General features: G+C 49.0%; 10 protein-coding genes and 1 pseudogene. 5 read left to right on the top strand and 6 right to left on the bottom strand.

The window, feature by feature from the left end; translation table 11 throughout:
- Positions 1–237: pseudogene (locus L5M28_RS06710) on the top strand (IS4 family transposase); the annotation flags it as partial.
- An 84-nt stretch (positions 238–321) separates the two neighbouring features.
- Here L5M28_RS06710 and fre read toward each other — a convergent pair.
- Complete coding sequence (fre, locus tag L5M28_RS06705; protein ID WP_263195906.1) at positions 322–1,032, bottom strand: NAD(P)H-flavin reductase; 711 nt, start codon at positions 1,030–1,032, stop codon at positions 322–324.
- 114 nt (positions 1,033–1,146) lie between these two features.
- A complete protein-coding gene (ubiD, locus tag L5M28_RS06700; RefSeq protein WP_263202823.1) occupies positions 1,147–2,628 on the bottom strand; it encodes a 4-hydroxy-3-polyprenylbenzoate decarboxylase in 1,482 nt (493 codons plus the stop codon).
- A 159-nt stretch (positions 2,629–2,787) separates the two neighbouring features.
- On the opposite strand from ubiD, the gene L5M28_RS06695 reads away from it, so the two are divergent.
- Together L5M28_RS06695 and L5M28_RS06690 are read left to right on the top strand one after the other, a co-directional pair.
- Positions 2,788–3,597 (top strand): hypothetical protein, encoded by an 810-nt coding sequence (locus tag L5M28_RS06695; RefSeq protein ID WP_263202821.1) that lies wholly within the window; start codon positions 2,788–2,790, stop codon positions 3,595–3,597.
- Between the two features lie 381 nt (positions 3,598–3,978).
- Complete coding sequence (locus L5M28_RS06690) at positions 3,979–5,202, top strand: MFS transporter (RefSeq protein ID WP_219253171.1); 1,224 nt, start codon at positions 3,979–3,981, stop codon at positions 5,200–5,202.
- A gap of 54 nt (positions 5,203–5,256) precedes the next feature.
- Here L5M28_RS06690 and L5M28_RS06685 read toward each other — a convergent pair whose 3' ends face one another.
- The 4 genes from L5M28_RS06685 to arfB form a co-directional block, all read right to left on the bottom strand.
- On the bottom strand, positions 5,257–5,934 hold the full coding sequence (locus tag L5M28_RS06685; protein ID WP_263180102.1) for an SDR family NAD(P)-dependent oxidoreductase: 678 nt from the start codon (positions 5,932–5,934) through the stop codon (positions 5,257–5,259).
- Between the two features lie 81 nt (positions 5,935–6,015).
- Entirely contained in the window at positions 6,016–6,480 is a 465-nt protein-coding gene (gene accB, locus L5M28_RS06680) for an acetyl-CoA carboxylase biotin carboxyl carrier protein (RefSeq protein ID WP_263202820.1), read from the bottom strand.
- 36 nt (positions 6,481–6,516) lie between these two features.
- Positions 6,517–6,957, bottom strand: a complete 441-nt coding sequence (aroQ, locus tag L5M28_RS06675; RefSeq protein ID WP_263202819.1) for a type II 3-dehydroquinate dehydratase — start codon at positions 6,955–6,957, stop codon at positions 6,517–6,519.
- A gap of 287 nt (positions 6,958–7,244) precedes the next feature.
- A complete protein-coding gene (gene arfB, locus L5M28_RS06670; protein WP_011787977.1) occupies positions 7,245–7,676 on the bottom strand; it encodes an alternative ribosome rescue aminoacyl-tRNA hydrolase ArfB in 432 nt (143 codons plus the stop codon).
- 136 nt (positions 7,677–7,812) lie between these two features.
- Between arfB and L5M28_RS06665 the strand changes: the two genes are divergently transcribed.
- The gene (locus L5M28_RS06665; protein WP_105250333.1) at positions 7,813–8,178 is read left to right on the top strand and encodes an STAS/SEC14 domain-containing protein; all 366 of its coding nucleotides are present in this window, start codon (positions 7,813–7,815) and stop codon (positions 8,176–8,178) included.
- A 36-nt stretch (positions 8,179–8,214) separates the two neighbouring features.
- On the top strand, positions 8,215–8,424 hold the full coding sequence (locus L5M28_RS06660) for a DUF3012 domain-containing protein (protein WP_113939200.1): 210 nt from the start codon (positions 8,215–8,217) through the stop codon (positions 8,422–8,424).
- Positions 8,425–8,553: the final 129 nt, after the last annotated feature.

Below are 8,553 nucleotides of genomic sequence, written 5' to 3'. Positions count from 1 at the left end.
AGCCTGTTAAGCCCATTGGCCTGGAAGTTGTTATGGCTAAAGACGGAAAAAAGCCAACCGCCCGAACAAGTCCCCAGTGTGCATTGGGCTTATCTAAGATTAGGAAAACTCGCGGGCTGGAATGACAGCAAACGAAGCGGAATTGTGGGCTGGGAAAGGTTATGGCAAGGATGGTTTAAACTGCAAACCATCCTTGAAGGTTACCAGCTAGCCTTGTCTCTTGAGCAAAAGATGTGATCAAGAGACAGAGTAAAAACTGGGGTTTATTATTTTAAGCCTATGCTGGCAAAGGTTAGCCAGCCAAGCATACAAATTATCGCGTTATTTGATAAACGCGAACGCATCACCGTAGAGATGTGCTTCTTCTACACCAATCTCGCGGAAGATTTCCCGTGCTGCACCCACCATGTCGAAACGGCCGGCGATATAGATGTCGTAGCCATTTAAGCTGACAAAATCTTGTTTGATTTGCGCTAACAGATTAGCGGTTTTGCCTTGCCAATTAGAGGGAGCTTCTTCGATAACTGGCACGAAGTGTAACCAAGGGTGAGCGTCGTGCCACTCGCGGGCGATGGTTTCAAAATACATGGCATCTTGGGTGCGACAACCCCAATACAGCATAGTTTCAACCTGTTGGCCGAGGGCGATTTGGTGCTCGATGATACTTTTAATGTAAGAGAAACCTGTGCCGCCGGCGATTAACAGGCGAGGACGAATGCTTTCGTGACGCAGGTGGGCTTCGCCGCCTGGGGCTTCGATGTCGATAGTGCTGCCGTCAATAGCGCAGGCTTTCAGGCGCTCGACCACTTGCATTGGGTAGCTTTCACTTACAGCGGCGCCAATGTGTAATTCGATCAGCTCGGCGTTTGGCGCTGATGCGATAGAGAAGGGGCGTTTATCTTTTTCACCCATGACAACACATAAGTATTGCCCCGCTTGGAAATCGAAGGCGGTTTCAGGCCTTAACAATACTTGATATACGGCATCGTTAAATGGGTTAACTTTCTCTATCTTACAACGTATGGTTTTCATCAAACTTCCTTTGCACCTTTCTTCAACAGTATGTGTCTAGGTGTCGCTTTAGAGGCCTGTTATTGGCCTATTCTCTTGGCTAAAGCCGATACTTGAGTAATGGCTTAAGCTGAATTATAGGGTTGGGCTGTCGTCTATGCCTAACTCATCCCAGATTGAGTCGATCTTTTGTTTTACTTTTGGATCCATCACGATTGGCGTACCCCATTCGCGGTTAGTTTCACCTTCCCACTTATTGGTGGCATCGAGCCCCATTTTTGAGCCTAAGCCCGCAACGGGTGAAGCAAAATCGAGGTAGTCGATAGGGGTGTTTTCGATCATCACAGTATCGCGTTTAGGGTCCATACGGGTGGTGATCGCCCAGATCACATCCTGCCAGTCACGGCAGTTCACATCTTCATCCACTATGACAATAAACTTAGTGTACATAAATTGGCGCAGGAAAGACCAAGCGCCCATCATCACTCGTTTGGCATGTCCCGGATATTGTTTGCGAATGGAGATCACTGCCATGCGGTACGAACAGCCCTCAGGTGGCAGATAAAAATCAACGATCTCAGGATATTGCTTACGCAAAATCGGCACAAACACTTCGTTTAATGCAACCCCCAGCATGGCGGGCTCATCCGGTGGACGGCCAGTGTAAGTGCTGTGGTAGATGGCATCTTTACGCTGAGTGATGTGGGTAACGGTAAATACTGGAAACTTATCGGTTTCGTTGTAGTAACCCGTGTGATCGCCGTAGGGGCCTTCTTCCGCCAGTTCCTCTGGGTCGATATAGCCTTCGAGGATGATTTCACTGGTGGCCGGCACTTCTAAGTCGCAGCTTAATGCCTTACAGACTTCGGTACGTTCACCGCGCAGTAAACCGGCAAAAGCGTATTCGCTCATGGAGTCGGGGACTGGGGTGACGGCACCTAAAATGGTCACAGGATCGGCGCCGAGTGCGACCACAACCGGATAACGCTCACCGGGGAATTGTTGTTTAAAATCAGCAAAATCTAACGCGCCGCCACGGTGGGACAACCAGCGCATGATCAGCTTGTTTTTACCCAGTAATTGTTGGCGATAAATGCCTAAATTCTGACGACTCTTGCGCGGGCCTTTGGTGATGGTTAAGCCCCAGGTCACCAGTGGCGCGACATCGCCAGGCCAGCAATGCTGAATAGGCAATTTAGTTAAATCGACCTCATCGCCGGTTTTGATGATTTGTTGGCAAGGTGGATTACGCACTGTTTTTGGCGGCATATTCAAGGCTTGCTTGAACATAGGGATCTTAGCGATCGCGTCTTTAAAACCCCGTGGTGGTTCGGGTTCTTTTAAAAAGGCTAACAGTTCACCCACTTCGCGCAGGGCTAATGGGTCGTCTTTGCCGAGTGCCATGGCCACACGTTTTGGCGTACCGAACAGGTTTACCAACACGGGCATGTGATGATTTTTGGGATTTTCAAATAATAGCGCAGGGCCTTGAGCGCGTAATACGCGATCGGCGATCTCTGTCATTTCTAAATGAGGATCAATTGGGTAGCTAATGCGTTTGAGTTCGCCATTGGCTTCTAAGTGATCAATAAAGCTGCGTAAATCCTTAAAACTCATGTGGAAATAGCCTCTGCGGTGAAAATCCGTGTGGCGCGCACTATAGCATTTTTCTGTTTTAGGGTTAACCAATTCAGTGATCTTCAAGCTTAGGAAGCGTAAAATGGTTACCAGTAAGTCGCGATAGATCTCGCTTACGCCCTTTATTTCGAGGTTTATATGAATATTCCTGTATGGTTTGCTCAAGAAAAGTGTTTTCAAAGTCAATCACATGGCGCGCATAAGCGGTCGCTAAAGTGCTTGGTTTTATCGCTTGCCGTGGGGATCTCACTTTTGGGGGCGCTCAGTGTGCCGACTGTGGCGGTGGCCGGAAATAGAGGCTATTCGGATCAAGACGAACGCCACGGTCATCGTGATAGCCACAGTCGTGGCGACAGTCATTACAACAATCGTTATGACAATTATTACGACAACCGCCATGTGCGCAAAGATAATCGCCATTATCGTCCCTATTATCGACCTTATTACCCTTGGGGTTTAGGACTGGGTTTAGGGCTCGCTACGGGGTGGGGATCGGGTTGGAATGTCGGTTATGGTGTGAACACCCATTGGAACAATGATTGGGGTTGGAATACGTCGCGTGACGCCTACGCTCGAAATTACTGGAACTCGCCCTATTCTGGCATAGGCCTGTCAATTCCTATGCGCTACGACGATGAACCTGTGGCGATTTCTGCGCCTGTACGGGTAACAACCAGTATGCAGTATTCTGCGAGTGAAGGCCGTATGGTGTCGAGTATGCCTGTAAATATGGCCGGACAATCGACTGGGCAACTGGTGTCGCAAACTAGTAATGCCGCAGGCAAAACAGCTGCAACTCCGCGCCCACGCGCACCGCACAGTGTGTCTAGCTTGCCGAGCAATGCTAGGGTTGTGCAGCAGGATGGTCGTACACTTTACGAGTGGCAAGGCACGCTTTACGCCTACGACTGGAACAGTCAAACCTATCAAGAACAGTTAGTCAGATAGATTTACATTAGGTAAATGACTGAGAAATTGGAGCCCCTTAGTGGGCTCCAATTTATTTATCATCTTTTATTAGTGAGTTATACCAATCACATTAAATATCTAATCAGTTCAGAGCCTCACAGGCATCTCAATCCAAGGCGCATTGACGCAGAAATGGTATTCCCTTTTAAGTCAATGCAACACGGGAGTGGGATGCCTGTGTGGCTCCCGAAGGGCGGGTTTCAACGCGCTTTATACTGCGTTTAAGGCTTTCGACAGAGCACCACTATGCCTTCAAGCCTTCGCCTTGTCTAAAGCGCGTTGAACTCCCGCTGAATGAACAGATATTTGATTCGATTGGTATTAGCTAGTTGTCGTTTTATAGCATAGCGGAGAAGAGGTTTGAATACTGTTAGAAATCAGGCTACCCAAAACCAGCATAAGGGCGCCAGTACATTATGGGTGTTACTTGCTTTAGCACTCGGAACATTCGCTTTAGGCACCACAGAATTTGCTTCCATGACCTTAGTGCCTTATATCGCGAGCGATTTAGGGGTAGAGGTTGCCCATGTGAGTTATGCCATCAGTGCCTATGCGCTGGGGGTTGTGGTCGGTTCGCCGATTATCATGGTGCTGGCCGTTAGGGTCAGACGGCGAACACTCTTGATTGCCTTAGCTGGGTTAATGGCGGTGGCCAATGGCTTAAGTGCGTTAGCGCCATCATTGAATTGGCTAATCTTTTTTCGTTTTCTCAGCGGCTTGCCCCACGGCGCTTATTTCGGCGTGGCTATGTTGCTCGCTGCCTCTTTAGTGCCACCAGAAATGAAGGCCCGCGCCGTATCGCGGGTGATTATTGGCCTTACGCTGGCGACGATTATCGGTGTGCCGTTTGCGACTTGGATGGGGCAAACTGTGGGCTGGCGCTCGGGCATTGGCATAGTGGCGATTCTGGCGACCATTACCGCGATAATGGTGTATTTTTTAGCACCTAATCAAGCCGTGCCCGCTGATGCGAGTCCCAAAAAAGAGCTACAAACCCTTAAAAATCGTGAGGTCTGGCTGACGCTCGGCATCGCGGCCATTGGCTTTGGCGGTATCTTCTGCGTGTATACCTATCTGGCTGAAACCTTAATCCAAGTGACACAAGTCGAGCCGTTTAAGATCCCGATCATGATGGCGGTATTTGGTATTGGCGCAACATTGGGCACGCTAGTGTGTGGCTGGGCGGCGGATAAGTCGGCCTTAGCGGCGGCGTTTTGGTCGTTAGTGTTAAGTACTGTGGTATTAGCGATTTACCCGAGTTTGACCGGACATTACTGGGCGTTGATGCCCGTGGTATTTTTTGTCGGTTGTGGGTTAGGGCTCGCCACTATTGTGCAAGCCAGATTGATGGATGTGGCACCCGATGGGCAAGCCATGACAGGCGCTTTAGTGCAATGCGCCTTTAATCTTGCCAATGCAATTGGGCCTTGGGTGGGCAGTTTAGTGATACTGTCTGGACAAGGCATTGCCGCGACAGGTTATGCGGCATCTTTGTTGTCATTGGGAGGACTGCTGATGTGGTGGCTGACCCACAGAGAAAGCCGTCGCGTCGTTACCCTAAACACAGCGAACTGCGCCGACTAGCGAGTGCTAAGGAAGAGACGCAGTGGTCATATTCTGCGTCTCGAATCCACACATTTAGCCCCTTTGTATGGTGATATCGGCGATATAACCATGCTCTGTGGCAACCAAGGCTTGTTTGAGCATGCCAGCCGCTTCATCGGCGGACATAAAGCTTGAGGTATCTAAAGCCTTACCGCTACTGGGCCAAAAGCCTGTGTCCATGCCGCCGGGATACACGGCAATCAACTTCATTGGGCTTTGTTTAAGCTCTAATCGCACCGACTCGATAAATCCCCGCACCGCCCATTTTGCCGCGCAGTAAGTGGATTCTCCCGCCTTGGCGGCCAGTGCTGCGGTGGACATGACCACAACCACAGTGACTGCTTGATCTTTATAGCGTTTGACTAATTCCCGCACCAACAGAATCGTCGAGGTGACATTGTTATTGAGCAGGCTGTGGATATCGCTGGCCCCTTGGGTTTCAATCGCACCAAAGTAGCCGCTGCCCGCGCAATGGATCACGGTTTTAGGGGCTTGCGTTAGGCCATCGAACAGGGCTTCGAGACTCGATTCACTGGCGAGATCGGCGGTAATAGCAGCGATAGTTTTGTTGGAGAAGGGCGTTAATGCATTGGCGACGGTTTGCAGACGCTCGGCATGGCGACCTGTGAGTGTCAGTGCTTCATTCTCTTTGGCGTAGAGCGATGCGAGCGCCGCGCCTAAACCACTGCTGGCGCCGGTAATTAATATCATAGTGACCTCGGTTAATGCTGTCTTGGTTTGAAAACCGCATCTTAAATCTAAGTGCGCTTCAATTCATGGGAAGGCGAGCGGTTAGATTAAGGTAAATAGTGGCTGATCGAATGCCACTTCATCGCCGTCTTTGGCCCAAATAGCGCTGACCACGCCATCGCGCTCGGCTTGGATGGGATTCATCATTCTCATCGCTTCGATAATGCAGATCACTTCACCTTGGCTCACTCGTTGACCGACTTTAACCAGCGGCACATCATCGAGTTCTGCCGCCGCGTAAAAAGTGCCGACCATAGGTGAGACTTGTACAAAACCTTCTGTACTTGGCGTAATGCCTGTTTGCGAATGGCTTGTCTGCTTTGCCTGTGAATTCAAAGGCAAAGCAGGTGCTCTGGGGATCGCTTGCTGTGATTGCATATTGGCTGGCATAGGGCTGTAGCGGGTGATACGAATTGATTCTTCACCTTCGGTGATCGCCAGTTCTGCTATGTCAGATTCTTGTACTAACTCAATGAGTTTTTTAATTTTACGAAGATCCATTGCCATTTATCTGCCCTTGCAAAGCACGCTATTGAATAGAATTTACTGTGGCTGGTTGAGCCGCTTAATGGCCGCCGCCAGCGCAAACTCGTAACCCTGTGAACCGAAACCGCAAATCACACCTATCGCCTTATCGGAAAAATAGGAATGGTGGCGAAAGGCTTCACGGGCGTGCACATTGGATAAATGCACTTCAAAGAACGGAATTGCCACCCCAAGCAGGGCATCACGCAGGGCGACGCTAGTATGGGTAAAGGCGGCGGGATTGATAATAATCATCTGGGCATCGGTCGCATGAATCGCATTGATTAACTCAAATTCGGCGTTGGACTGAATATGCTCGAGCTTAACTCCCGCCAACTTTGCCTGCTGGTTTAACTCCGCCACTATGTCGGCTAAGGTTTGATGACCGTAAACGCTGGGCTCGCGGCGGCCTAAGAGGTTGAGATTGGGGCCATTGACGAGCAAAATTTTGTGACTCATTGCGCTTTCCTTTACGACATGCCTTGGGATTAATGCTGGGATTAAAGTTGGAAAAATTTATTTCAGTTTTCTACATAGGCCACTAACTTAACCTGTTCAAATCGATTTTGCATTATCCGTTAGTCGATTGTGTGCGAGCTGATCATGTGCGAGCCGATTATACCTTTGGCATCTTGTGCCATTGTTGGCTGGGTTCAATTGCGGTTATTTCTCAGGTACTGAGTTAGCAATTGCCTAAGTTGGCTGTCAGTTGAGTTAATTGTCATCTAAGTTAACTGTCACCTAAGTTAATAGTCACTCTTCTGTTGACGCATGGCCTTAGTGGCACCTTTTTGTTTCTTGGTCTCTAATCGCCGCGTTTGGCTGCCTTTAGTGGCGCGGGTGGGGATGCGTTTTTTCTGCACTTCACCGACACTGGCAACCAAGGCGATAAATTGCTCCAACGCCGTTTGGCGGTTGGCATCTTGGCTGCGACTCGCTTGGCATTTGATAATGATTTTGCCGCTTTTAGTGATGCGGTGATCCGCCTTGTTGAGCAAGCGTTCTTGGTAAAACTCGGGTAATGATGAGCTTTTAATATCGAAAATCAGCTGCGCAGCGGTGGACACTTTATTTAAGTGCTGGCCGCCTGCACCACTCGAACGGATAAATTGCCACTCGATTTCATTTTCCTGAAGTTCCACACGGTTTGAGATTTTTATCATGGCAAACTTAGGCATTTTTCAGCATGGATTGAGAAGCCATCAATAATGACTTATGGCTTTCCAATAGATTTGTTATCATCGGGCGCATTCTTTGCCGCTGCATTGGCTAAAGCCATTGCCTGCAAAAGTGTTCTCGATTCGGAGTGCCTCTATGTTATGCCAAATCCCCGATATTGCTAAGGGTGTTATCAGTCTTTTTGCCAGTGGCCGACTATCCTCCACCGATTATCGGACCCGTTTACAGCCAGCGATTAAGAGTTATCGTAAGGATTGGGGCCAAGTTTGCCTGTATATTGAGGCGGATGTGTTACTCGAAGGCTGGGAATTTGAGTCGCTGACCGGTAGTGGTGAAGTCCAGTTACCGAATTTTGAAGCCTTAGTGTTTGTGGGCGGCCCTGATTGGGTGGGAAATGCGGTGCGCTTACTCGGGCCTTTTATGCAGGGCGAAGTGGCTTGGTTTCCACTCGAACAGAAAGCCAAAGCGATTGCTTGGATCACTAAGCGTTCGAATATTTAATGGTCTAATTTAGGCCATATTTACAAGGAATTAAGTATGTCATTATTGAAATCGCGCTCTTTTTCTTCACTGACAGTTTCTAAGGTCAGTGCGATTGCGTTAGTGTTGGCATTTACCGCTGGACTGAGTGCCTGCGCGCCAGAAGTGGGCAGTGATGCTTGGTGTAAACAGATGAAAAATAAGCCGTCTGGCGATTGGACTGCTAACGAAGCCGCTGATTATGCTAAGCACTGTGTATTTAAATAAGTGCTGTGCATTTAAATAAGCACTGAGTGTTTAAGTCAGCGTTAGCCTTTAGAGATCACAGCTTGAAAGACTTTGCTTGCGAGCTGTGAACTTATGTTTATCATACGGGTCAGATGTTCCGTTATCCTT

It is taken from the genome of Shewanella sp. SW32 (genome assembly GCF_025653365.1).
GTDB lineage: Bacteria > Pseudomonadota > Gammaproteobacteria > Enterobacterales > Shewanellaceae > Shewanella > Shewanella oncorhynchi.
Note: the sequence above shows the minus strand (reverse complement) of the source record. Positions and strands in the feature narration are given on the sequence as shown.